Origin of the sequence: Pseudoteredinibacter isoporae, from assembly GCF_011602085.1 — a bacterium.
Lineage (GTDB): Bacteria > Pseudomonadota > Gammaproteobacteria > Pseudomonadales > Cellvibrionaceae > Pseudoteredinibacter > Pseudoteredinibacter isoporae.
In genome coordinates this window covers 45,555-70,148 of sequence record NZ_JAAONY010000004.1, presented here as the reverse complement: position 1 = coordinate 70,148, position 24,594 = coordinate 45,555, and the positions used below count along the sequence as shown (strand labels likewise).

The 24,594-nt window shown below is 49.9% G+C and carries 24 protein-coding genes; 4 read left to right on the top strand and 20 right to left on the bottom strand.

The annotated features are described in order from the left end of the window. The first annotated feature begins 30 nt into the window (after positions 1 to 30). Entirely contained in the window at positions 31 to 426 is a 396-nt protein-coding gene (locus tag G8768_RS19120; RefSeq protein ID WP_166843418.1) for an acyl-CoA thioesterase, read from the top strand. A gap of 84 nt (positions 427 to 510) precedes the next feature. Here the strand turns inward: G8768_RS19120 and G8768_RS19115 are convergent, their stop codons facing one another. Both G8768_RS19115 and G8768_RS19110 read right to left on the bottom strand, forming a co-directional pair. Then, positions 511 to 1,191, bottom strand: a complete 681-nt coding sequence (locus tag G8768_RS19115) for a sensor histidine kinase (RefSeq protein ID WP_166843419.1) — start codon at positions 1,189 to 1,191, stop codon at positions 511 to 513. Positions 1,192 to 1,225: 34 nt separating this feature from the next. Continuing rightward, complete coding sequence (locus G8768_RS19110; RefSeq protein ID WP_166843420.1) at positions 1,226 to 2,875, bottom strand: tetratricopeptide repeat-containing response regulator; 1,650 nt, start codon at positions 2,873 to 2,875, stop codon at positions 1,226 to 1,228. A 258-nt stretch (positions 2,876 to 3,133) separates the two neighbouring features. Between G8768_RS19110 and cmoA the strand changes: the two genes are divergently transcribed. From cmoA to speB, 3 genes are all read left to right on the top strand, one after another. Beyond that, entirely contained in the window at positions 3,134 to 3,844 is a 711-nt protein-coding gene (cmoA, locus tag G8768_RS19105) for a carboxy-S-adenosyl-L-methionine synthase CmoA (RefSeq protein WP_166843472.1), read from the top strand. Then, the gene (gene cmoB, locus G8768_RS19100) at positions 3,841 to 4,812 is read left to right on the top strand and encodes a tRNA 5-methoxyuridine(34)/uridine 5-oxyacetic acid(34) synthase CmoB (RefSeq protein WP_166843421.1); all 972 of its coding nucleotides are present in this window, start codon (positions 3,841 to 3,843) and stop codon (positions 4,810 to 4,812) included. The genes cmoA and cmoB overlap by 4 nt, the downstream gene beginning before the upstream one ends. A gap of 206 nt (positions 4,813 to 5,018) precedes the next feature. Continuing rightward, positions 5,019 to 5,936, top strand: a complete 918-nt coding sequence (gene speB, locus G8768_RS19095) for an agmatinase (protein ID WP_166843422.1) — start codon at positions 5,019 to 5,021, stop codon at positions 5,934 to 5,936. A 128-nt stretch (positions 5,937 to 6,064) separates the two neighbouring features. On the opposite strand, the gene paaE is transcribed toward speB, so the two are convergent. The 18 genes from paaE to ccoO form a co-directional block, all read right to left on the bottom strand. Beyond that, complete coding sequence (gene paaE / locus G8768_RS19090; RefSeq protein WP_166843423.1) at positions 6,065 to 7,144, bottom strand: 1,2-phenylacetyl-CoA epoxidase subunit PaaE; 1,080 nt, start codon at positions 7,142 to 7,144, stop codon at positions 6,065 to 6,067. A 71-nt stretch (positions 7,145 to 7,215) separates the two neighbouring features. Then, positions 7,216 to 7,788, bottom strand: a complete 573-nt coding sequence (gene paaD, locus G8768_RS19085) for a 1,2-phenylacetyl-CoA epoxidase subunit PaaD (RefSeq protein ID WP_208020277.1) — start codon at positions 7,786 to 7,788, stop codon at positions 7,216 to 7,218. A gap of 32 nt (positions 7,789 to 7,820) precedes the next feature. Next, the gene (gene paaC / locus G8768_RS19080) at positions 7,821 to 8,588 is read right to left on the bottom strand and encodes a 1,2-phenylacetyl-CoA epoxidase subunit PaaC (protein ID WP_166843424.1); all 768 of its coding nucleotides are present in this window, start codon (positions 8,586 to 8,588) and stop codon (positions 7,821 to 7,823) included. 25 nt (positions 8,589 to 8,613) lie between these two features. Further along, on the bottom strand, positions 8,614 to 8,904 hold the full coding sequence (gene paaB, locus G8768_RS19075; RefSeq protein ID WP_425328656.1) for a 1,2-phenylacetyl-CoA epoxidase subunit PaaB: 291 nt from the start codon (positions 8,902 to 8,904) through the stop codon (positions 8,614 to 8,616). A gap of 48 nt (positions 8,905 to 8,952) precedes the next feature. Continuing rightward, positions 8,953 to 9,918, bottom strand: coding sequence for a 1,2-phenylacetyl-CoA epoxidase subunit PaaA (gene paaA / locus G8768_RS19070; protein WP_166843425.1), 966 nt, complete (start codon positions 9,916 to 9,918; stop codon positions 8,953 to 8,955). 738 nt (positions 9,919 to 10,656) lie between these two features. After that, positions 10,657 to 11,859 carry a 3-oxoadipyl-CoA thiolase gene (pcaF, locus tag G8768_RS19065; RefSeq protein ID WP_166843426.1) on the bottom strand — a complete coding sequence of 401 codons (1,203 nt, stop codon included), beginning with the start codon at positions 11,857 to 11,859 and terminating at the stop codon, positions 10,657 to 10,659. Between the two features lie 27 nt (positions 11,860 to 11,886). Beyond that, on the bottom strand, positions 11,887 to 12,360 hold the full coding sequence (gene paaI, locus G8768_RS19060; RefSeq protein WP_166843427.1) for a hydroxyphenylacetyl-CoA thioesterase PaaI: 474 nt from the start codon (positions 12,358 to 12,360) through the stop codon (positions 11,887 to 11,889). A 3-nt stretch (positions 12,361 to 12,363) separates the two neighbouring features. Then, a complete protein-coding gene (paaG, locus tag G8768_RS19055) occupies positions 12,364 to 13,155 on the bottom strand; it encodes a 2-(1,2-epoxy-1,2-dihydrophenyl)acetyl-CoA isomerase PaaG (protein WP_166843428.1) in 792 nt (263 codons plus the stop codon). Positions 13,156 to 13,334: 179 nt separating this feature from the next. Beyond that, a complete protein-coding gene (locus tag G8768_RS19050) occupies positions 13,335 to 14,285 on the bottom strand; it encodes an AraC-like ligand-binding domain-containing protein (protein WP_166843429.1) in 951 nt (316 codons plus the stop codon). Between the two features lie 380 nt (positions 14,286 to 14,665). Further along, on the bottom strand, positions 14,666 to 16,246 hold the full coding sequence (locus tag G8768_RS19045; protein ID WP_166843430.1) for a methyl-accepting chemotaxis protein: 1,581 nt from the start codon (positions 16,244 to 16,246) through the stop codon (positions 14,666 to 14,668). A 422-nt stretch (positions 16,247 to 16,668) separates the two neighbouring features. After that, a complete protein-coding gene (locus G8768_RS19040; RefSeq protein ID WP_166843431.1) occupies positions 16,669 to 17,559 on the bottom strand; it encodes a sulfite exporter TauE/SafE family protein in 891 nt (296 codons plus the stop codon). Positions 17,560 to 17,567: 8 nt separating this feature from the next. Beyond that, complete coding sequence (gene ccoS, locus G8768_RS19035) at positions 17,568 to 17,798, bottom strand: cbb3-type cytochrome oxidase assembly protein CcoS (protein WP_166843432.1); 231 nt, start codon at positions 17,796 to 17,798, stop codon at positions 17,568 to 17,570. Positions 17,799 to 17,851: 53 nt separating this feature from the next. After that, positions 17,852 to 20,233, bottom strand: a complete 2,382-nt coding sequence (locus tag G8768_RS19030; RefSeq protein ID WP_341801036.1) for a heavy metal translocating P-type ATPase — start codon at positions 20,231 to 20,233, stop codon at positions 17,852 to 17,854. Continuing rightward, positions 20,230 to 20,745 (bottom strand): FixH family protein, encoded by a 516-nt coding sequence (locus tag G8768_RS19025; RefSeq protein WP_166843433.1) that lies wholly within the window; start codon positions 20,743 to 20,745, stop codon positions 20,230 to 20,232. The genes G8768_RS19030 and G8768_RS19025 overlap by 4 nt, the downstream gene beginning before the upstream one ends. Before the next feature lie 276 nt (positions 20,746 to 21,021). Then, positions 21,022 to 22,452: a cytochrome c oxidase accessory protein CcoG gene (gene ccoG / locus G8768_RS19020; protein WP_166843434.1), complete on the bottom strand. Its 1,431-nt coding sequence runs from the start codon at positions 22,450 to 22,452 to the stop codon at positions 21,022 to 21,024. 408 nt (positions 22,453 to 22,860) lie between these two features. Further along, a complete protein-coding gene (gene ccoP, locus G8768_RS19015) occupies positions 22,861 to 23,754 on the bottom strand; it encodes a cytochrome-c oxidase, cbb3-type subunit III (protein ID WP_306667744.1) in 894 nt (297 codons plus the stop codon). A gap of 15 nt (positions 23,755 to 23,769) precedes the next feature. Beyond that, positions 23,770 to 23,961 carry a cbb3-type cytochrome oxidase subunit 3 gene (locus G8768_RS19010; RefSeq protein WP_166843435.1) on the bottom strand — a complete coding sequence of 64 codons (192 nt, stop codon included), beginning with the start codon at positions 23,959 to 23,961 and terminating at the stop codon, positions 23,770 to 23,772. Between the two features lie 17 nt (positions 23,962 to 23,978). Further along, positions 23,979 to 24,590 (bottom strand): cytochrome-c oxidase, cbb3-type subunit II, encoded by a 612-nt coding sequence (gene ccoO / locus G8768_RS19005; RefSeq protein ID WP_166843436.1) that lies wholly within the window; start codon positions 24,588 to 24,590, stop codon positions 23,979 to 23,981. Between the last annotated feature and the right edge of the window lie 4 nt (positions 24,591 to 24,594).

The window sequence follows — 24,594 nt, the reverse complement described above, 5'->3', positions numbered from 1 at the left end:
CCACCCGTTTTTGTTTTAGGAATTACCCTCATGTTTATTCATCGACTGGAGCCTCGCTTTGCCGAGACCGATGCCCTTGGTCATATCAGCAACACCATTTTCCCCATCTGGTTTGAAGACGCCCGCACACCGGTTTTCAAAATCTTTAACCCGGAAATGAATGTGCATCAATGGACATTGATTCTGGCCCGCCAGGAAATCGATCACACCGCACAAACCTTTATTGGCAAAAGCGTGACCATTCAAACCGGCCTAGGTCATATAGGCAACTCTTCCTTCGAATTGATTCAGATTGCCGAGCAAGATGGCGAGATTATCGCGAAAGGAAAAGCCGTACTGGTTCACTTTGATTACGAGAAACAAAAGGCCAGCCCAATACCCGATGACATTCGAGCGCAGCTGGAAGCCCATAAAATGGATGCCTAAAGCCTGGGCTAAAAACCAAAAAAGCTGCCAACAGGCAGCTTTTTTATTGCTTCAATTTTTTCAGGCTTATATGTATAGGCGCAATCAGGGCAAACGCAACTGAAACAAACCACCGCCATAAGCACCACCATTGGCAATACTCAAACTACCGCATTCGTTCTGTTTGGTATGAAGTTCTGCAATTCTACGGTTACAAAAATGATCAAGGTGGGTGCTGTTGAACTGCTCCGGCAGTTGTTTCAGTTCAGCCTGTTCCAACATAAACGGTGGGTAGCCATTGCCATCATCAGAGATGGAAATCAGCAATTGCCCATCGCTTTCTTCAGCAAGCAACTGCACTCGCCCCTTACTGTAACGCGCGCAGTTCACCAGGTTTTTGTACACCACCGCAGAGATCAGTTCGCTGTCGAAATACCAGCTGAAATCCTCATCACACTGCAGATCCACCTCAACACCGCGGACTTCCAATAGTGAGTCACAGTTGGCGAGCTGCTCCTGCAACGTGTCAATCAAATAATACTCGTCGATTTGAGGGACGAGATCGTTTTTGGACAACTTATGTAACAGCTGCAACTGAAACAACTCGGAGTTAATGCGTGCAGCTTCATAATGCAGAATCGAGCAAGCCTGGCGCTGGTTTTCATCCAGCTCCTTACTTTGCTCGCTGATCGTCTCCAATGAACTCAACAGCATGCTGAGAGAACTTTTCATATCCTGCACACTCGTTGCCAGGACTTGTGGGAAACTAACATTATCGCTGCTCATGTGTATTTCTTGTATCACAGTGGGCCTACACTAATTACTCAATCGGAGCCCGACGGCTACCTTGGCTAATGGAACGGCAAATATCACGCAACTGTCGGAAGCGTTCAAACTGCGGGTTATCAACATCAATTTTCTGTTCAGCGGTTTGCAATACCTTTTCACAATGCAACATACGCTCAGCACTGAAACCAAATGCCTTAATATGTCCGGTGTAAGCCTGAACCAGGTTCAGCATAATCCCGACATGATTCGGAAATAACTGCCGGGCTTGCACAAAGCAGTTAATCGCATCTTCATACTGATGGTTTTTGTAAAAGCTGATGCCTTCGCGGTTAATGTCTTTCACCTTGGCACGGTTCTCTTCACTTAGGGGCTCGTCCAGAAGAACATCCAGCTTTTCCAATGCTTTTTGATCGTTTTCATAGAGCCGAACCAACTCCGCCAGACACTGTTTGGCTCGAGTGTTCTCACCTAAATCAAACAACGCATAAACGCGATCCAATTCAGTTTCAAATTCCTGTCGACGACCATCCGCGCCCATATAACTCTCGGTCTGCGCCAGCACTTCTTTGGCTTTGCGCGTATTTCCCTGGGCCAGATAAATACGCGATTCAATCAAACCGGTTTGTAATTTTTCATCTTCACTGAGCTCGAATCGCCGATCCAGACTTTCCAGATTGATCAAGGCATCGCGCAGAAAGTCTCGACTCTCTTCCTGTTCATCTCCAGACACCGCTGCTGCACTTCGACCAAACTGCAGATGGTTTTCGATATCGTCATTACAGGAATTGGTACCCAGACGCACGGTTTTTCGGAAGGCGCCCGCGGCGACAGGAGAATCGTTATTTTTAAGGGCCAGATAGGCCAACTCACGATTTCGACGCAGTGACAATGGTGAAACTTTCACCGCTTTTTGCAGCAATTGCTGGAGGCCAATTGAGTCTCCCCGACGCTCATAATCTGCCATCAAAACATCATAGGCCGTCATACAGAGGGGGTTTTCCAGAATGATCTCACGCAGCATTTTGCTGGATTCTTCCCACATTCCCTGCAATTGCTTCAACTTCGCGAGCCCGACGACGGCCCAATCAACCCGACGACCTTCCAGAACCCCTTCGTAAAGAATTTCAGCCAGTGCAAAGTTTTCGGTTTCCAGATACAACTGCCCCAGCAGCTTCTGGCAGGCAGTCGTGTAGCGCGTTCCGTTACTGATCAGCTCCTGCAGGTGGGCAATGGCATCTTCCGGGCTGTTGTCGTCCATAGCCCTCAGAGCAGGCAGCATAGCATCACGCTGGAGCAGCATACGCTCCAGACGCTGCTGCAAAGCCTTGGCATTAATCGGTTTGGTGAAATAACCATCGGGTTCAAACTCATTGGCAGCGAGCACCACACTGCGACTGGATTCGGCAGAGACAAAGGCAAACAAGCTGGTTTTGGACAGGTATTTCTCCTGGTGCAGCTCCTCAAGGACCTGCTGGCCATTCTTACCCTGGCCTAAACTAAAATCACATAACACGACATCATAACGACGGGCACGACAAGCCCGCACCGCCTGGGTGCCGTTCACAGCCATATCGACGGCAGCAACCCCGAGGGACTGCATCAGTTTCGCTACGGTCACCCTGAAGTTGTCGAAATCATCGACAACCAACATCCTTAGGGAGCCATAATTGGGGTAGGACATAAATGAATAACTCTAAACTCAGCAAATATTGTCCGCTTTAGGCGACTGTTTTTGTATTTTTCTATCTATTGTTATAGCACTTCCACAGAAATCTGCCTTTTGATTTGTCACTTGATTACCTCACCGCTAAAATCTCGATCCTTAATGTATCGGCCAGGAATGACTAAACTGCAATCCGGCCTTTTAAAAAGGTAATTTCAGGTGTCAGACCACCCCAAATCCCCACAGCCAGATCCCGCCAGAGGCCACACAGACGAGATCTTTGCCGAACCTCTGGCTAACATTGCTGGCTTTCAATTTGACCAGAAGGTGGTCGATGTCTTTCCAGACATGATCAAGCGTTCCGTGCCTGGCTACACCACGACCATCAGCATGATTGGCGATCTGGCCCAGCGCTACGCCCAAAGCAACAGCTATTGCTACGATCTGGGTTGCTCACTGGGGGCTGCGACGCTCGCCATGCGGCACCATATTCGTGCCGCTGATTGCGAGATTATTGCCATCGATAATTCAGAAGCCATGATCGAACGCTGTCGACAGGTAATGGCAGCAGACAGCGGTGAACTGCCCGTCGATCTGCGCTGCCAGGATCTGCAAGCCTGCACGATTGAGAACGCCTCGGTTGTGGTTCTGAATTTCACCCTGCAATTTATCCCCAGGGAAGAACGCTCTGCCCTAATCGCCAGGATTTATGAGGGCTTATTGCCCGGCGGCGTACTGATTCTTTCTGAAAAGGTCCAGTTTGAAAACCCGGCCCATCAGGCGCTGATGGTTGAGCTGCACCACAACTTCAAACGCGCCAATGGCTACAGTGATCTGGAAATTGCACAAAAGCGCAGCGCCATTGAAAACGTGTTGATTCCCGAAACCCTCGACGAACATAAAAGCCGATTAAGCGAAGCTGGATTCAGCAGTGCCGATGTCTGGTTCCAGTGTTTTAACTTTGCTTCTTTGATTGCGATTAAATGATTGAGTATTACCAAGACTTGCTGAACGACTTGGCAGATGGTCCCCTTGCCAAGTGGGCAGAAAAAATGCCCGAGCAGATTGCTGCCCACTTAAATGAAAAACGCTATGGCGATCTACCCAAATGGCAGGCCGCTATGGATGCCATGCCCAATATCCAAGCGGCACATCTGAATTTCAAAAACCTTGTTCATATCGGTGAGGCTGATGAAATTGATGCACAGACGCAAGCAACTCTGGAAGAACAACTGCGTGCGCTGATTCCCTGGCGCAAAGGGCCCTATCAGGTTTTTGATACCTTTATTAACACCGAGTGGCGTTCCGACTGGAAATGGGAACGAGTTCTACCTCATTTAGCACCGCTGAAAAACCGCACCATTCTGGATGTCGGTTGTGGCAACGGCTACCACTGTTGGCGCATGTTGGGCGAGGAAGCCAGCCGGGTAATTGGTATCGACCCATCTCCACGTTTTGTCGTTCAGTTTTATATGCTGAAAAAGCTGATCGGCCAAGCCCCGGTAGACCTGTTGCCGATTGGTATCGAGGAGCTTCCTGAAAACTTGCAAGCCTTCGATACGACCTTCAGCATGGGGGTTCTCTATCATCGGCGCTCACCGATGGATCATTTGCGCGAGCTGAAAGCAACGCTAAAGCCTGGCGGCCAATTGGTACTGGAAACTCTGGTCATCGATGGTGCTCTTGGCGATTGTTTGGTGCCCGAAGGCCGCTACGCCATGATGAATAATGTCTGGTTCCTACCCAGCACACCGACCCTGCTAAGCTGGATGACAAAATGCGGGTTTAAAAACCCACGCGTCGTGGACGAAAACATCACCAGTCTTGAAGAACAACGCAGCACAGACTGGATGTTATTTCATTCCCTCAATGAGTTTCTGGACCCGAATGACCAAAGTAAAACCGCCGAGGGACACCCGGCTCCGAGACGTGCAGTCTTAATCGCCGAAGTTTAAAACCGAAAGCCTGCGTGGGCCGAGTAGACACACAGACTTGATGCACCAGCTGGGACTCGCTGAGTAATACAGACGATTGTCTATCCTACCCCCAGGGTGGTATCGACAGGATAAGCACGCTTCTCTACTGTTTTATTATTGCCAAACCCGCTGAGCCCCGTGGCCAGCTATTTATATCAATAATAAACCGGGAATGTGATCAGCCTATGTCCTTTAGCAATAACTTCAATAACGATCCGAATACCTACGCCAATATTTTCAGCTTTATGGGCTTTCCACTCGGCCGGGAGCTGGACGATTCTGTGGACGCTGTGATTCTTGGGGTACCTTACGATTTGGCCACCTCGGGCCGTTCGGGTACCCGTTATGGGCCTAATGGTATCCGCCAGGCCTCAGCCCAGTTACGCTGGGAGGAAAAGCGCTGGCCCTGGACATTCAAACTCGGCGACAAGTTACGTTGCCTGGACTATGGCGATGTGTGTTTTACCGATGGTGACAGCGAAGACCTGGTCTCCGAGCTCAGTGAAACCGCTGACAAAATTATTTCAGCCAATAAAACCCTGTTGAGTCTCGGGGGCGATCACTTTCTTACCCTGCCCCTGTTAAGGTCTGTGAGCAAACGATATGGCCCGCTCGCGTTGATTCATTTTGATGCGCATACGGATACGGAAGCCAGCGATGCGAAATACAATCATGGTTCGATGTTTTATCACGCACCCAAAGAGGGGCTGATCGACTGCGAGCACAGTATTCAGGTAGGCATACGAACAGAATACGATTATGAGCAGCATCCCTTTCAGGTGCTTAATGCTTCCTGGGTTAATGAACAGGATTTAGGCACAGTGTTAAAAGAAATTAAACAACGGGTTGGTAATCAACCGGTGTATTTAAGCTTTGATATCGACTGCCTGGACCCGGCATTTGCCCCCGGAACCGGCACTCCCGTAAGCGGCGGATTAAGTGCAGACAGAGCCCTTCAGATTGTGCGCGGTCTTCAGGATCTCAATATTGTTGCGGCCGACGTAATGGAGGTTGCACCGGCTTATGACCACGCCGAAATCACTTCATTGGCGGCAGCAACTCTGACACTGGAACTGCTGCATGTCATTGCCGCTAAGCGATAGCGTATTTCGATAACACCGAATTGACAGAACTGAATAAAAAGCATCTTAAAATAGCAACCATAAAAAAGCCCGGCAATGCCGGGCTTTTCTTTGTTCGATTCAAACGCGAGCGCGTGTGAATTCGTCACTTATTTCTCATCGAAGTCGATAACCACTTTTTCGGTGATCGGGTGGCACTGGCAAGTTAAGACAAAGCCTTCTTCCACTTCCCAGTCCTCCAAAGCGTAGTTCACATCCATTTTCACTTCACCTTCGACCACCTTGGCGCGACAGGTACAGCACACACCCCCTTTACAGGCGAACGGCAGATCAGCACCGGCTTCCATGGCTGCATCCAAAATGTTTACACCGCCCTCAGCAACTTCCAGATTGGTCTGCATGCCATCAACAATCACCGATACCTGACGCACGGGGCCCGCATCTTCCGGGTTCACAGCGACTTTCTTGGCAGCGGTTGGCGCCACACCAAAGAGTTCGAAGTGGATATTCTTCTTATCCATGCCACGCGCTTGCAGGGTATCGCGAATGGCTTCGGTCATGTCCTGTGGACCGCAGATATAGGCTTCGTTCACACTGGCAACATCCAGAACCTTGTCGGCCAGCATATTGACTTTTTCCGCGTCGATACGGCCATTCAGAATTTCAGATTCCTGCTCCTCACGACTCAAAACATTCAGCAGCTGGAAGCGCTCCGGGTAACGGTTTTTAATTCCCAAAATGGTTTCACGGAACATCATATTGGCAACGTTCTTGTTGCCGTAAACCAGAGTGAATACGCTATCGGGTTCGGTTTCCAATGTGCTTTTCAAGATCGACAAAATAGGGGTAATTCCAGAGCCAGCGGCAAAACCCAGATAGTGTTTGCGGGCCGATGGATCAAGCGGCGTGTTGAAACTGCCCTCAGGTGGCATTACTGCCAGTTTGTCGCCTTCTTTCAATTCATCGTTAGCAAAGGTGGAAAACAAACCACCATCAATTTTTTTGATACCGACCCGCAGCTCGCCATCGTTTACACCACTGCAAATTGAATAGTTACGGCGAATTTCCTGGCCCTCTATATCGGCCTTCATCACCAGATGCTGCCCCTGGGTGAAGCCCAGATAAAGATCCTGCAATTCACCAGGCACATCGAATACGATAGAAACCGCATCGCTGGTTTCCTGCTGAATCTTGGCAACCGTTAGGTCATGAAAATGATGGTCGGTCATGGTTAATCACTCGTCTTTTATTGGCGATGAATTGTCATCGCTCATTATTGTGCTTTGCCAGGAGCGAAGCGCTAGATACATTTAAAATAATCAAAAGGCTCTTGGCAGCTATCGCATTGATAGAGCGCCTTGCAGGCCGTGGAACCGTGTCTCGACACTTCCCGAACTTCCGTAGAATGGCATTTGGGACAGCTCACTTCGGGAGCATGCCCCAACAGCACTTTTAAACTGCTGGTCGTTTCCATTGGAGGTGCAATGCCGTAGTCACGCAATTTTTGTTTGGCGTCATCACTGAGCCAGTCACTGGTCCACGCGGGAGAAAGCCGGGTATTGACTTTGATCTTTGGAATGCCCAGTTTTTCCAGACACACACGAATATCATCTTCAAAATGCCCCATGGCCGGACAACCCGAATAGGTTGGCGTAATGGTGGTGACCAGCGTATCGCCCTGCCACTCAACATCCCGTAACACACCTAATTCACGAGCCGATAACACCGGAATTTCAGGATCGACCACCGTGCTCAAGGCATGTTCAATATCGCTCATTTCGATCGCCTGCGCTTCGGCCACCGATAACACTGGCGGCCGATCACTGCTGATCAAATTGTCACTGATAAAGCTACCAACCGGGTTATAGTCCATACCATGCTCCCGCAGATGCAGTTGCTATTGACCTACCACTGCAGGCCAGGATGACAACGCTGCACATATTGCATTTCGGCCAAAAGAAAACCAAGCTGCTCAGTGTGCAAACCTTTACGACCACCGCTGCGATCATATTCAGGCTCGGGGCGTTGTAACGTGGCGTCAGCGAAAACCTGATCAACGCTGGCAATCCACTTTTCTTTGACCACATTCAGATCAACACCAACACCGGCATCAACCATCACCTGATCAACCTCATCCATCTCAAACATTTCGTTCACAAAACGAGACGCTTCGGCGATAGCATCGTTCATGCGCTGATGACTTTCTTCGGTACCGTCACCCAAGCGCTTCACCCATTCCGCGTTGTGGCGGAAATGATAGCGGCACTCTTTCACTACTTTCCGGGCGATGGCGGCCAGGGTTTCATCTTTTGAATTGCACAATTCAGTATAGAAATGCAGGTTCCAGACATCCGCGTAAAACTGGCGAATGGTGGTGTAAGCAAAATCACCCTTCGGCTGTTCCATCAACAAATAGTTGGTGAACTCTCGCTCGTCGCGGTGGAAAGCCAGATCGTCTTCGTCACGACCCTTACCTTCTACTTCACCGGCGTAGCTGTACAGCATGCGACAGCGGCCCAACAAATCCAGTGCGGTGTTAATGACACCAATGTCTTCTTCCAGAAACGGACCGTGCCCACACCACTCGGAGAGGCGATGGCCCAAAATCAGAGCATTGTCCGCCAACCGCAAGGTATAGGTGAACAAAGCTTCTTGTTGTGTTAAATCACTCATAGCGTTTACCTGATCGTCAGTGGGCTTACATGTGTTTTACATCAGCGGGCACATCGTAAAAGGTCGCGTGGCGGTAGACTTTATCGTCCGCCGGCTCGAAAAACGCCTCCTGATCATCAGGCTGGCTGGCCACGATATGCGTCGCTTCAACCACCCAAATGCTGTTACCTTCACTGCGACGGGTATACACGTCACGAGCGTATTGCAACGCCTGCTCGGCATCTGCAGCGTGAACACTGCCACAGTGCTTGTGATCCATACCACGCTTGCTGCGTACAAAAACTTCCCACAGTGGTAAATACTGATCAACCATCATTCTTCTCCTTTCAGTCGCCGTCTTCGGCGCTAATGTCAGCTATATCGCTCAGGCGACGGATTGTTTTTTATCGGCTTGCTTCTTTTGGTAAGCCAGTGCAGCTTCACGAACCCAATTGCCCTCATCGTGGGCTTTTTGGCGAGCCTGCAAACGCTCATGGTTACAAGGGCCATGGCCTTTAATAACGGCGAAGAATTCTTCCCATGGCATTTCGCCGATGTCGTAGTGGCCACGCTCTTCGTTCCATTTGCAATCCGGATCAGGTACTTCCATACCCAAGTACTCAATTTGTGGAACCGTCTGGTCAACAAATTTCTGACGCAGCTCATCGTTAGAGAAACGCTTGATTTTCCACTTCATGGATTGCGCGGAGTTAGGGGATTCCGCATCGCTCGGACCGAACATCATCAGCGCTGGCCACCAGTAACGATTAATCGCGTCCTGACACATTTTTTTCTGGGCTTCGTTACCACGAGCCAGAGCCAGCATGCCTTCAAAACCCTGACGGGCGTGGAAGCTTTCCTCCTTACAGACACGAATCATCGCGCGGGAATATGGGCCGTAAGAGGTTCGACACAAGGCCACCTGATTCACGATCGCCGCGCCATCAACCAACCAACCAATTGCCGGTACATCGGCCCAGCTCAGAGTCGGATAGTTAAAAATACTGGAGTACTTTGCTTTACCCGCATGCAGATCATCAATCATCTGCTCACGAGAAGAACCCAGGGTTTCGGCGGCACTGTACAGGTACAAACCATGGCCAGCTTCGTCCTGTACCTTGGCCAATAGAATGGCTTTGCGGCGCAGCGACGGTGCACGGGTAATCCAGTTGCCTTCTGGCAACTGACCAACCACCTCGGAGTGAGCATGCTGGGAAATCTGACGAATCAGCGTGCGGCGGTAAGCCTCAGGCATCCAATCTTTGGGCTCGATCTTCTTTTCAGCGTCGATGCGCTCCTGAAACTCTTTTTCCAATGCGTCGATATCGACGACTTGATCTTGCGGAGTCATTATTGTCGTTCCTCCTGGGCTTATCACTGCGTTAGCTCTGGTCACCTTCCATCCGATTCAAAGATAAACGCCTTCAAACAAGACTGAGCAGATACACCAGCTGAATTTACTTTATGCGTTTATGATACGTTTTTAACGGATTTAGTCAATATTTGTGTATCATTTTATTTGAGCGAAATTTTATTCAATAAAATCAACAACTTAAAATCCAAAAGTATAGACTCATCCTGAATTTCAACGACATTAAGCGGGCAGAAAGCACATTAGCAACACTCGATATACTCCTTCTGGAGATGGCCAGTCAGGCTGAAAGCACGCTTGAAAGAAGCTCGAAACAAGGAAAGAAACAGAAGAGGAAAAACAATAAAGACAAACCAAATGGACCAAGCACCCGGGCTATTCACCAATGAGCCCCCTGCTTGTTCGTGCTACTGTTTCTTACTCGAAAGCATCGCGCGATGATTTGCCACGAAGACTGATATCACAATGCTGATACCATCAATAGTCTGCACACGGACGTACTGAAACAGTCATAACACTCTGAGTAAATGCATCACCAGCACAGTGACTTTGAATGTGTATTGGATTGGCTTGTCCCTTGAAAACAGCTCAGGTGTTTTGAAAAGAGAGCTTGGCAGAACGCCAAGCCTGGTCGCGACTTATTTCTCTTGGCAACCTTCAATACCTTGACTCCCAAAAGAAAAGAAGCCAGCACATTTGCTGGCTTCCCAAAGGCAGTTAAACGCGTTCAATAATCAGCGCAATGCCCTGTCCGACACCAATACACATGGTGCACAGAGCATAACGGCCACCGGTGCGATGCAATTGATACATGGCGGTGGTCACCAAGCGGGCTCCGGACATACCCAAAGGATGACCCAACGCGATAGCACCACCGTTTGGATTCACTCGCGCGTCATCATCCGCCACGCCCAGCTCTCTCAGAGTCGCCAAACCTTGAGCGGCAAACGCTTCATTCAGCTCAATCACATCCATATCGTTGATACTTAAACCGGCCTTCGCCAATACCTTCTTGGACGCTGGCGCCGGACCAATACCCATAATACGCGGCTCAACACCCGCGGTTGCCATCGCTACAATTTTTGCCTTTGCGCTAAGGCCGTGCTGCTCGACAGCTTCTGCAGAAGCAATCAACAATGCACAGGCACCATCGTTAACACCGGAAGCATTGCCGGCCGTTACGCTGCCACCTTCGCGGAACGGCGCACGCAATTTTGCCAAGGCTTCAATACTGGTTTCACGGGGGTGCTCGTCCTTGTCGACAACCAGCGGATCACCTTTTCGCTGGGGAATAGTGACCGAAACAATTTCATCGTCGAAGCGCCCTTCGCGTTGCGCAGCCGCCGCTTTGGTTTGGCTGGCCAGTGCCATCTTGTCCTGATCTTCACGGGAAACCTTAAAGTCTTCCGCGACGTTTTCGGCCGTCTCGGGCATAGAGTCAATGCCGTACTGGGACTTCATTTGCTTGTTAACGAAACGCCAGCCAATGGTGGTATCAAAAATTTCAGCGTTGCGGCTAAAAGCCGTTTCTGCTTTGCCCATCACCATGGGCGCACGGGACATGGACTCAACACCGCCAGCCACAATCAAATCGGCCTCGCCGGCTTTAATGCTACGCGCTGCCATACCGACTGCATCCATACCTGAACCGCACAATCGGTTAATGGTTGAACCAGGCGCTTCAATGGGTAAGCCTGCAAGCAAAGCCGACATACGGGCCACGTTGCGGTTGTCTTCACCCGCCTGGTTCGCACAACCATAAAATACTTCGTCGACTTGTTTCCAATCGACATCCGGATTGCGATCCATCAGCGCCTTCATGGGAATTGCTCCCAGGTCATCGGTACGAACTTTGGATAAGCTACCACCGTAACGGCCGATGGGCGTTCGAATCGCGTCACAAATAAATGCGTCTTTCATAATATCCTCAAGCTAAAGCTATGGCTTTTATTCCGCGTCACTGCCGGCAATTACCGCGCCGCGAATTTTATGGGACTTACCACGAAACAGAGCTAACAATGTTTCGTCCTGATTAAAAATAGAAATATCGTAGCAACCCGTGCGACCAGCCAGAGAACGCTCTTCCGCAACTGCTGTTAAGCGATCCCCTTCACGGCCCGGCGCAAGATATTCGATGGAACAACCGCCGGCCACGGTGTTTTCATTGCGGCTGTTGCAGGCATAAGCAAAAGCGGTATCTGCCAGGGCAAACAGAAAACCACCATGACAAGTCGCGTGACCGTTAAGCATGCGATGCTGAACCGTCATGCTGAGTTCGGCGCGCCCGGGACCTACACTGACAATATCAATGCCCATGTCCTTGGCGGCGATATCCCGCTCAAACAGTGCATCGGCTGATGCCTGAGCCAATTGCTCCGGGCTCATTTCCGCAATCTGCGCGGCTGTATAATTCTCAGCCATGCTTCAACATCCTTTAAATTCAGGTTTGCGCTTTTCTTTAAAAGCAGCAACGCCTTCTTTGTAATCTTCGGTGCGACCACCGATACGCATATATTCTTTTTCCAGCTCCAATTGCTCGTGCAGACTGTTCGAGGTGGATTCACGCAAAGCACGCTTGGTCATTGCCAAACCTTTGGTTGGCTGGCTAGCAAAATGCGTGGCCAAAGCTGTGGCTTTTTCCATCAACTCTTCGTCTTCGACGCATTCCCAGATCAAGCCCCATTTCTCGGCCTGCTCAGCGGATAATTTATCACCCAGCAGCGCCAGGCCTTTGGCGCGGGCCAAACCGACCAGACGAGGCAATGCCCAGGTGCCACCGGAATCAGGAATCAAACCAATTTTACAAAAAGCCTGAATAAAGCTGGCGCTCTTTGCCGCCAGAACAATGTCGCAAGCCAGAGCAATACTGGCGCCGGCCCCCGCCGCCACACCATTTACGGCACACACAACAGGCATTTCCAAATTGTGGATGGAACGAATCAGCGGGTTGTAATTTTTTTCGACCGAATCACCCAGATCCGGCATTTGACCATCGGCTGAAACCGAGCGATCACCAAGATCCTGGCCAGCACAAAAGCCACGCCCATTAGCGGTAATCAGCAGACAGCGAGCTTCGCCACCAGTACGCACTTCAGTGATGGCCTGACGCACTTCCTCGTGCATTTGGGTGTTGAAGCTGTTGAGGTTGTCAGGGCGGTTCAGTTTCAAAACGGCCACACCGTCGTTAATCGAGAACTCAATGGTTTCAAAGCTCATAATCACTCCTCTTTATTCTTTTGGCATCGGTTTAGCCGGAAAGCTGGCGCAATAGCTGTTCAGCTCGGTTGGGAAAGCACTTAGATTACACATAAAGATACAAAATAGATAGGAAAAATGAGTTTTGCGTATCACTTTAAGCAGCAAGCAACTCTCTACAGATGGCTCGGTGAAGCCAATTAGCTTTGGAGATGGTGACGCTGCCGGTACTGCCGGGGCGTAATGCCATAGGCAGACTTGAACACCCGATTGAAGTGAGAGGCATCATTAAAGCCCCAGCGAAAGGCAATCTCAGTAATGGTATAGATATCCATTCCCGGGTCATCCAGACAGCTCTTGCAGGCTTCAACCCGCTCGCGCTGAATGTAGCGGGACACCGAGGTATTTTCATCATTAAACAGCATGTGCAGATAGCGAGTGCTGATATCGTGTGCTTTGGCAATCCAGTCCGGGCACAAACGAGAATCGCCCAAATGCTTACGAATAAAGGCTTTGATGCGAAACAGATGTTCCGTCTTCACACCATCGTTATCCAAGCGTGGCTTGGTTTGACCGTGTTCCAGCGCCGTCGCTAGCAGATCAAAGACATTATTCTCCAACTTTGAGGCCAGCAAGGGGTCCATATTATCGAGCATGGGGCCCATGCTATGAACCATCTGGCTTAGCAAACCATTGGCACCGACATCCGCCGCCATACGCTGTCCCAGAAAGATGTCGGGTTCGCGTACCGCCTGCTGCAATGCCGCCTGTGGCACCGCCAAGACAATCTGTCGATAAAACTCGGGGAAATGCAGTTCATAGGGTTCGGTATTGCTACACAATACAAAATCCCCAGGTCTAAGGTGCGCTTCCTGGCCACGCTGACGCACCAGACCTTCCCCTGAAGTCTGGAACTTCACCAGATATTGCGGGGTTTCGATGGTCGACATGTGGGTCTTACGGCGGAAGACATTGATCGCGCTGCTGGTGATGTCCACCACACCCAGCTTGCTCATCTCGCGCGCCTGAATTTTGCTTTGGAAACGTCCGGAGTCGTTTTCCACGGGCACACAACTCATATCAAAGAAGGTGTTGCTCACATGGTTTTGAAAGCTATCGAATGACTCCAGAACTTCAATATGTGTGGACATATGGCTATCTCGGGCTAGAACCAACGCCTATGGCATTCACTTTCGGGATGCTTAAACGGGTCGGCAAATGACCTTCATCTAAAGGAAGGCTTCTATTGTCTGAACATTATACTCGCAGAATGCGGCCCGGAGGTCTAGTCACTTTACAGGTAAATGAATAAGCGGCAGGCAGGCTGAACAGCCCCTAGGAATTGTTGAGAGGCCTGAAAATGGACAAACCCAGAACCTCTCCGGGTCCTGGGCCTGGCCACTTTCTTCCCCCAACTGGCAGAGGAAACTCACCGAAGCGAACATTGTTTCCTTGCACTTGCTACACCCTAATAAGGGCCCTTGGTAATAACGGCAGGCACTTACGGCACAGCATGGCTGTGCCGATAAATTTAGCGACTCAAGCGGCGGTTTCTATCCCAGAAGAATTCGGATAGATAATGCAAACCTCTCGCAGAGTGATCAATCTCCTGACTCTCGGTATCCGAGGTTTCTGCGCCCTGGAGATTGGTTTCGGAGCTGTCTCGAATGTGGGTTACACTGCGGCTGATATCGTCCGATACATTGGACTGCTGCTCAACGGCTGCAGAAATTTGTTGGTTCATACCATTGATACTGTCGATGGCTCTCTCAATGGCTTCCAGCGAATCCACCGCCTGGGTGGCCTTTTCCATACATTCGCTGGCCTGGGCAATGCCCTGTCCCATCATGCTGACGGATTCTTTGGTACTGCTCTGCAATGCGACAATCATTGATTCAATTTGTGCGGTAGAATCCTGGGTACGATTTGCCAGTGTGCGTACTTCTTCGGCCACTACCGCAAAGCCCCTACCCATCTCCCCAGCACGTGCCGCCTCAATGGCCGCATTCAAAGCGAGCAGATTAGTTTGTTCGGCAACGTTTTTAATCACGTCCAGAATCGAACTGATGTTATTGCCATCCTGTTCCACTTTATTCAGAGAGGTAGATACACTCTCCATTTCATTTTTGAAGGACTCAATCAGCGCCTGTGTATCCTGCACAACGGATTTGCCGGACATTGCAGAATCTCGCGCCCCCACAGCTGAATCGGCAGCGAGCTGGGCATTGCTGGCCACTTCCTGAATACTCGCACTCATTTCGTTGGCTGCGGTAGCTACGGAATCGGTTTCAGAAAACTGCTTGCGGGTTTCTTCTTTACTCTGCTTCAGCAGATCACTGACAAAGCTGGATTTCTTCTGGAAGTCTTTCGAGGTGGCCTGCATACGACCGATCAAACCGGAGGCTTCTGAGCGCAGCATTTGCAGTGCAAAAGAAATCGCACCCGCATCGTCTTGTCGACCGGTGTAAATGTATCGCGCCAGGGAATCCTCGGACACCTTGTAGCACTCATCGATCGCATTCAGCACCGGTTTGTTGCAGAGATACAAACCCGCGCCAAAACCGACGAACATCATTACTGCCAACATTGCAGCCTGCAGTAATGAGACCGGCAAAAAAGCCGCCGATAGGCCAGCGCAAATCACGCTTACCAAACCCAAGGCCAACACATTTTGAAGGCGAGTTGATATGAAAAACGGCAAGCTGCCGCCATCATTGATTTTGCTGTAGGTTTCTTTTGCTCGGGCGATGACTTCCGGTTTGGCTTTCTGACGTACCGATTGGTATTCAATATCATCGCCATTCACAATGGGAATCGCGTACGCATCTACCCAATAATAACTGCCGTCTTTACAACGGTTTTTTACCACGCCTTTCCAGGAACGATTGGATTTGAGAGAAGCCCATAAGCTTGCGAATGCTGCCGGCGGCATATCCGGGTGACGGACAATGTTGTGATCCTCACCAATGAGTTCTTCTTTTTCGAACCCGCTTATTTTAATAAAGTCGTCGTTTACATAACGGATCTTACCTTGGAAATCGGTGGTCGAAAGAATGTTCGACGATTCCTGCAGTTCGATCTCATTGTCATTGACCGGTAAATTTTTTCTCATGGCACTATCACTTCCCAATCATTTTAATTTGCAATGAATTCAATTTTTTTTGCGCTCCGTGCCTTAAATCCCTAAGTACCTCGTTACTCTGCTATCGGCAGAAAAATAACTTCTTTACTCAAAGTAGCACAGTTTTTTCCATTGATTTTTCATTGCACTTTTTTTAGACAATTCAATCGTGCAGGCAAAAATAGACTCCTTAAAAATCAATGACTTAAAAGTCCACACGATGTATAAGGTGTCATTCCTGACAGATCAAAAATTTCAAAAAACGACGAATGGCGTGCCATGGCTTTCGGCCAGAAGACGACATTTAACCCGGGGGAAAGTAAGTGATTTGTCGTTGCATTTAATTGCTTAGACATCTCTAGACCGAGCATCAGTAAACGCGGCTATTGAGAAAATCGACGAGAAAATTGAATTTAGGGCGTATTTTTATCGGCTTCAGTTTTAGAATGATTCATGTGTTCATGATTCATTTCTTCATGGTTCATCTTGCTATGATCCATGCTTCCGTGATCCATTTCCTCATGGTTCATCTTGCTATGATCCATGTTTTGGTGGTTCATGTCCTCGTGGCTCATGCCTTCATGATTCATTTCACCATGGTTCATACCACCGTGATGCCCATGGGCACCATGACCACTGTGAGCCAGAGGCATCCAAAGCGTCCAGACGCCAAAGGCAATAATGCTCATTGCAAAGAGACGACGCACCCAGGTATTTTGAAAGAGGGATTTAAAACCTTGCGCCGCCCAGCCACTGGCCACCACCGCAGGCAAGGTACCCATACCAAAGCCTGCCATCGCCACCGCACCACCCAGTGCACTGCCTTGGGCAACCGAATAGGCCAAAGCACTGTAGACCATGCCACAGGGCAGTAGGCCCCAGGCCAAACCCAGTAACACCGCCTGACCAGAATGCTGCACCGGCAGCAGGGATTTCGTTAACGGCTGGATGTATCGCCACAAAACACCGCCCAGCTTTTCCAGGTAACTCAGTCCACGCCACCAATTTGCCAGATACAAACCCATCGCGATCAACAAGACTCCGGCAATAATTCGAAGTACAGAAGCCGCACCAATCTGACTGCCGACAATACCCGCTGCCGCACCCAATAGGGTATAGCTGGATACTCGCCCCAGATTGTAACTCAGCAGGATTGCCGTACGCTTGGCTTGTTTTTCCGGTCCAATGGCGAAACCAAGGGCCGAGGCGATTCCGCCACACATGCCCAGGCAATGGCCACTGCCCAGCAAACCTACACTGAAGGTGGCGAGAAAGACTGGCCACAGGGAAAGTAAATCGCTCATGCTTTTTTCTACTGAGAATCGTCACCGCTGGATTGAGAATCCGCGTCAGTAGCATCTGAAGCCGAAGCCTTGGGCGCGCTGTCGCTTTTTTTCACAGGGGCATCATCATCAAACAAAATACGTTGGCCTTCGGTATCCAAATCATCAAACTGGTGATTATCAACCGCCCAGAAAAATACCTTGGCCGCGATGATGACAAACACAATCGCGATGGGAATTAAGATATATAAACTGTCCATTGACACCTCGACGGCTATCTTTCAAAACACTAGCCAAACGTTTCTGTTCAGAATTACGCTTTATTTAAACGCAGTGCGTTCAACACTACAATCAGTGAGCTGGCCGACATACCAATTGCCGCCGCATATGGGGGGACCAAACCCGCAGCAGCCAGCGGCAACGCCAGAACATTATAGGCGATCGCCCAACTCATGTTCTGGGCAATGATTTTGCGCGCAAAGAAACTGCTCTCGATGGCCTTGGGTAAGGCCTGCAAATCACCACTGAGCAATAGACTGTCCGCGTGGGTCTGGGCAATGTCACTGGCACCCGACATGGCGACAGAAACATCCGCGCCGGACAATACAGGCACATCATTGATACCATCACCCACCATCATCACAATATCACCCGCTTCCTGGTACGACTGCACTTTCGTGAGCTTTTCCTCAGGTGACACCATGGCGCTAGCATCGCGAATATTCAGTTGTTCTGCAATGTGGCATACCGTCGCAGTAGCATCACCCGACAGCAATTCGATGTGAATATTTTTCTTTTGTAAGGTAGTAATCGCTGGAGCCGCGCTTCCACGCAGAGAGTCTTCCAGAAAAATTTCAGCGACTAATTGCCCTTCAACCGCCAACACAATAGCTCGCGTATCCAGATCACCCTCAGGTAGAACAAATGCCGCACGCCCCAATCGTACTTCTTTGCCCTGCCATTGTCCGCTGACTCCCGCACCCGTGTGAGATTGCACATCACCCACATCCAGATGTTGCTCAAAACCTCGAAACGCTTTAGCAATGGGGTGGCTGTTTCCGCGCTCCAGGGCAGCCGCCAAAGACAATACTTGATCGTTGTCCAGCGACTGGTGGCACACCACTTTTTCTACCGCGGGTTGGCCTTCCGTCAGCGTGCCGGTTTTATCAAAGACCACACGATTGAGTTTGGTCAGCGTTTCAATCACATGCCCTTTAACAATTAATAAACCCTGTCGACGCAAACGATTGGTCGCTGCAGTAAGCGCTACCGGGGTCGCCAGGGACAACGCACAAGGACACGTCACAACCAGAACCGATAAAGTAATCCAGAGCGCATCTTCCGGTTTGTGCTGCCACCAGAACAGGAAAACCGCGCTGGCGATCAACAGTACCGCTGCCACAAAATATGCCGAAACCCGATCTGCAATCGCCACCTGCGCAGGCTTTTCTTGCTCGGCCTGGGCCACCAGGCGAGAAATGGACGATAGACGTGTGTTGTCACCCAAGGCACTGACTTTGATCCAGAGAGGGCTCTCACCATTTACCGTACCTGCCGCCACAGTTTGCCCAACCGTTTTGGCAACGGCCATGGATTCACCGGTCAATAAGGACTCATCAACCTGGCTCCGCCCCTCCTGAACATAGCCATCGCAGGGAATGGTTTCACCGGACATGACCATAACCGTATCACCGGCTTTCACCAGCTTCAGCGGGACGGTTTCCACAGTCTTTTCATCGTCGCAGCGGTGAGCAGTCGGTGGCAAAAGTTGGGCCAGATTTCCGGCCGCAAAACCTGCCCGATGACGAGCACGCATTTCCAGATAGCGACCAATTAAAAGCAAAAAGGTGAACATCGAGACCGAGTCAAAATAGACATCGGGCCCACTGCTGATCGTCGCCCAGACACTGGCAAAATACGCCAGAAGAATCGCGATAGAAACGGGAACATCCATGACCAGATGTCGAGTTTTAATCGCACGCCAGGCGGCTTGGTAAAAAGGGACGGCGCTGTAAAACACCACCGGGCTGGCAAACAACCAGCTGACCAAGCGCAAATAGCCCTGCCATTGTTCGCTGATGCCAAACATTTCGCCACCATACAAGGCAATGGCGACCATGCCTACCTGCATCATGCCCAGACCGGCAATGCTCAAACGACGCAAGGCTTTGCGATTTTCATCCTCAAGCAAGCGGTTTTGATTTTCATCGGTGGCAGGCTGTGGCCGAAAGCCGATATCGCTAAGGCTGGCAAAAATTTCGCTCAGTGCGCCTTTGAATTCGTCGTAGGTAATCCAGCAACGATGCGTGCTCGAATTCACCCTGACTTTACTCACCTGTGGCAAGCGTTGAATATGCTGCTCGATCAGCCAGACACAGGCGGCGCAGGTGATACCGCCAAGAAGCAATTGTGCCTGTTTTTCCGTGCCCTCCAATGAGAGCACAAAATCCTGCTGCACTTCCGGCAGATCGTAAACCGCCCAGCTTTGTTGCTTGTCTTCGTCCGGACGATCAGCGCTTTCACTTCGATATTGATAGAACTGAGCCAGACCACCGTTCACGATTGCACTGGCCACGGCCTGGCAGCCCACACAACACATGGCTTGCTGAGTGCCATCGATTTCTACGGGAAAATCAGCACCGGCGGGAATCTCTAACTGGCAGTGATAACAGCGCTCTTCAGCAGCTTGGCTCACTGGGCCCCCAGCTTGGCAATTTTGGATTCTTTAAAATTGATATCACCGTTCAAGCGCCAATCAACTTCGTTAATGTCACCTACCGGGGACAGACGCAGATATTGGCGAAACGTCAGCTGATACTCCAAATCACCTCGGTAACGATTACCTTGTAAACGGTGCAAAACCACCACACGATCATATTCGTGATTGGTCGGGTGGATAAACTCCAGCTGCAATTGATCAGGGTCTTGCACCAAACCGGTAATATCCATCAGGATATCACCCACTTCCAGATCGAACTCAATCTGTGCGGCCAAGCCAAGAGCCTTGGCGCGTTCGTCTTGTTCAAGGCGCTGATTAATCTTCAAACCATCCTTGTAGTAGTTATCGCTTACCACCGAATCGTCGGCGGTAACCGCCAGATAAATGGTGATTGCGCAGGCTATAACCACGGAACCGGGTAAAGCAATCAAAAACCACGGATAGAACTGCTTGTACCAAGGTACAGTATCTTCAATGGGTGCAGGCATAACAGCATCCTAATAACAAAAGCATATTACTGGCTAGATAGAACGTGGGCACAGGGCCCGATGGCTCACTACAGAGCTCTTTAAAGTCGGGGCATTATAAACGAAGCCCGTTGAAAGTGCTGTATCTGGATCAAGTAGCGTCGCATTCCTTTATGGCTGAAACATTAGCCACTTTTCCGAGAACCCAAACGCAAAAAAACCGCGAATAACGCGGTCTTCTCCAGACGGGAATCAGGGCTTTAGCGCTACAGCCTATGCCCTGTTACAGCAAAGGACTCAGTTCTTGCTCGGGCCGATAAAGCTGGCCTTCTGAATCGCGTGAACTGTCGCATCATCTTCGGCTTCAACCACGAAGTAAATGGTTGATTTAGAGGCCTCAAGCTTGTCGCGATCAATCCGCACACTCACAGGCAGAGAGAAGATCTCTCCTTCTTCGAGGTAGGCGCGATATTTTTTCTTCATGCGGTAATCACTTGGCACGCTGCCGGTTTCATCGGCCTGCACATTCACACTGAAGTAACTTTCACCCCGCCCCATGTTGTTAATCTTCACCATGTAGACGTTTTCGATGTATTCCGGTGTCTCACGGAACAGCTTCGCACCACGGTCGCGAATAACATCCACCCCCAAAGGTGTGCGAGTGCCAATGGTATAAGCGAAAAGACCAACCATAAGCACCACAGCTGCGACGTAACCGATAAAGCGGGGGCGCAACACATGGGTTTCACCGGTTTCCAGCGCATCTTGAGTCGTAAAACGAATCAGCCCACGCGGATACTTCATCCGGTCCATTACGCTGTCACAAGCATCGACACACAATCCACAATCGATACATTCGTATTGCAGGCCATCGCGAATATCGATATCCACCGGGCAAACCTGCACGCACCATCCGCAGTCGATACAGTCGCCTAACCCCTTGGATTTATAGTCTTCACGAGCCTTGCGCTTGCCACGGGTTTCGCCACGCGCTTCGTCATAGGTTACCAACATGGTATCCCGGTCATACATCACCGATTGGAAACGCGCATACGGGCACATGTATTTACACACTTGCTCGCGCAAAAAGCCGGCATTCCCGTAAGTCGCCGCCGTAAAGAAGAAGACCCAAAACACACCGGCCGGATGTGCGTTAAACGTAAACAGGTCGACAATCAGGTCTCGCGCGCCATAAAAATACCCGATAAATGTAAAGCCGGTCACAAAGGCGATCAGCAACCATAGCCCATGCTTGGACGCTTTCTTGCGAATTTTTTCAAAGCTCCAGGGCGCTTTATCCAATTTAATCCGGGCATTGCGATCACCCTCGCACTTATCTTCTGCCCAAATATACATCAGAGTCCATACGGTTTGTGGACAGGTAAAACCACACCAGACTCGGCCAACAAGAACCGTGACGGTAAACAGAGCAAAGGCGGCAATAATCAGCAACCAGGCCAGCAGCATAAAATCCTGTGGCCAGAACGTTGTCCAGAGAATATGGAATTTTCGCTCAGGCAAATCAAACAGCACGGCCTGGCGCCCTTCGATGTTAAACCACGGCAGCAATAAAAAGCCTAATAACAAAGGGATACCCGTGTAACGACGCAGGCGTTGATAAAAGCCTTTGACTTTACGGGTATAAATTTTATTCGATCCGGCATACAGATCGATGTACTGTTTTTGGGGTTTACTATCCACTTCAGTGGTAGGAATCTTATCAGTCACAACGAGACCTCTTCAGATTTACCCAGTTTATCCGGGTATCACGGCTGTCGCATGTTTTTTACATGCTTATCATCATTCGCTCGTGCCGCTTTAGCGGTTCTTGTGCCCTGACCGTCCGGCTCGACGCCAAGGTTGGTAGAAATGACACCATCTTGAAAGCTCTGTGTACGGGCCTTTTCTCCTGGCCATAGCCACAAACTTTATGGCGCGAATGTTAAACCTTTTGGTACTTTAACACTAGCTTATATACACTCATTTGCTTGCACTGGATCAAGTAAAGCCTGAATCCTTTCCCCCGCTATTGTTACGCTATCGGCAAGCTTGCGGTTTAACTGAGTTATTCCAGATACAAAAAACGCCACACTGATCACTCAGGGTGGCGTTCGGGTCGCTTATCGACTAAGACGTTTATTCTTGTGACAAGCTGTAAACATAGGCCGTCAGCATACGAATCTTGTCCGCACGCAGTTTGTCAGCCTGAGCTGGCATCACGTTCGCACGACCGTTACGCACGGAGTGACGAATGCCCTCACCTGTGCCTTCGTACAACCAGATGCTGTCCGTCAAGTTCGGCGCACCCAGCATGATGTTACCTTTGCCATCTGCACCGTGACAGGCCACACAAGTAGTGTTGTAAACCTGCTCACCCTTTTCGAGTTTGCTGGCATCGTGTTCCTGACCGGACATTTTCAGAACGTATTCAGCAACCGCAACAACACCGTCTTCGCCAATCACATCACCCCAAGGTGGCATTGCACCGTTACGACCGTGGGTAATACTCATTTCAATTTCAGCGGGCGAGCCACCGTACAACCAATCCTTGTCGGTCAGGTTCGGGAAGCCCACGTTACCGCCACCGTCTGCACCGTGACACACTGCGCAGTTGTTGGAGAATAAACGAGTACCGATTTTCATCGCCTTGGGATCAGCAGCAATGTCTTCAATAGACATGTCCTGATACTGACCGAAGGTCTCGGAGTACTTCACATTGGCTTTTTCAACTTCAGCTTCCCACTGACCAATAGAGGTCCAGCCCAGGAAACCTTTCCAGTTACCCAGTGCCGGGTAAAGAGCAAAGTAAATAGCACCAAAGATCAGAGTGATAACGAACATCTGGAACCACCACTTTGGCAGAGGGTTATCGTATTCCTCAATACCATCGTAAACGTGGCCAGTGGTTTCGTTTTCCGGGTCATCATCATCGTTCACGGCAACTTTCTTGTTCGCGAACAAAACCCAGCAGATCAAAACTAAGTTGGTCAAGGTTAATAAAATTACCCACCAACTCCAAAATGTAGTCAACATAATTAAATACCTTTATTCAGCGTTGCTGGAACGAGCGTCTTTTTCTGTCGCCGATTGCTGATGCTCATCTTCATCGGCAAACGGTAAGTTTGCAGCTTCGTCAAAGCCTTTTTTGCGCTTGCTGCTCCACAACCAAATCCAGGTCGCGATAAAAGCAATCATTAAAAAGACCGTTGAAATGCCACGCCAATCGTTAATATCCATAACGCTTTACCCAGTGATTAACGCTTCTGTTTCAACAACAAACCCAGGTTCTGCAAATAGGCAACCAAAGCTTGAATTTCGGTTTTGCCTTTTACAGCTTCCTCAGCACCCGCAATATCTGCATCGGTGTAAGGAACGCCCAAGCTACGCAGTGCTTCCATTTTTTTGGGAGTAACTTTGTGATCTAACACATTGTCAAACAGCCAAGGGAAAGCAGGCATATTGGATTCAGGTACTACATTTCGTGGGTTATACAGGTGTGCACGGTGCCACTCATCCGAGTAGCGGCCGCCTACACGGGCCAAGTCCGGACCGGTACGCTTGGAGCCCCACAGGAATGGGTGATCGTAAACCGACTCACCGGCAACTGAGTAGTGACCATAACGCTCGGTTTCAGAACGGAATGGACGAACCATCTGGGAGTGACATACGTTACAACCTTCGCGGATGTAAATGTCACGACCTTCCAGTTGCAAGGCAGTGTAAGGCTTCAGGCCTTCAATCGGCTCAGTGGTTGCTTTGTTAAAGAACTGAGGCACGATTTCAACCAGCGCACCGAAACTGATGGCTACAACCATCAGGATCATCATCAGGCCGATATTCTTTTCTACTTTATCGTGATTCTTCACGGTT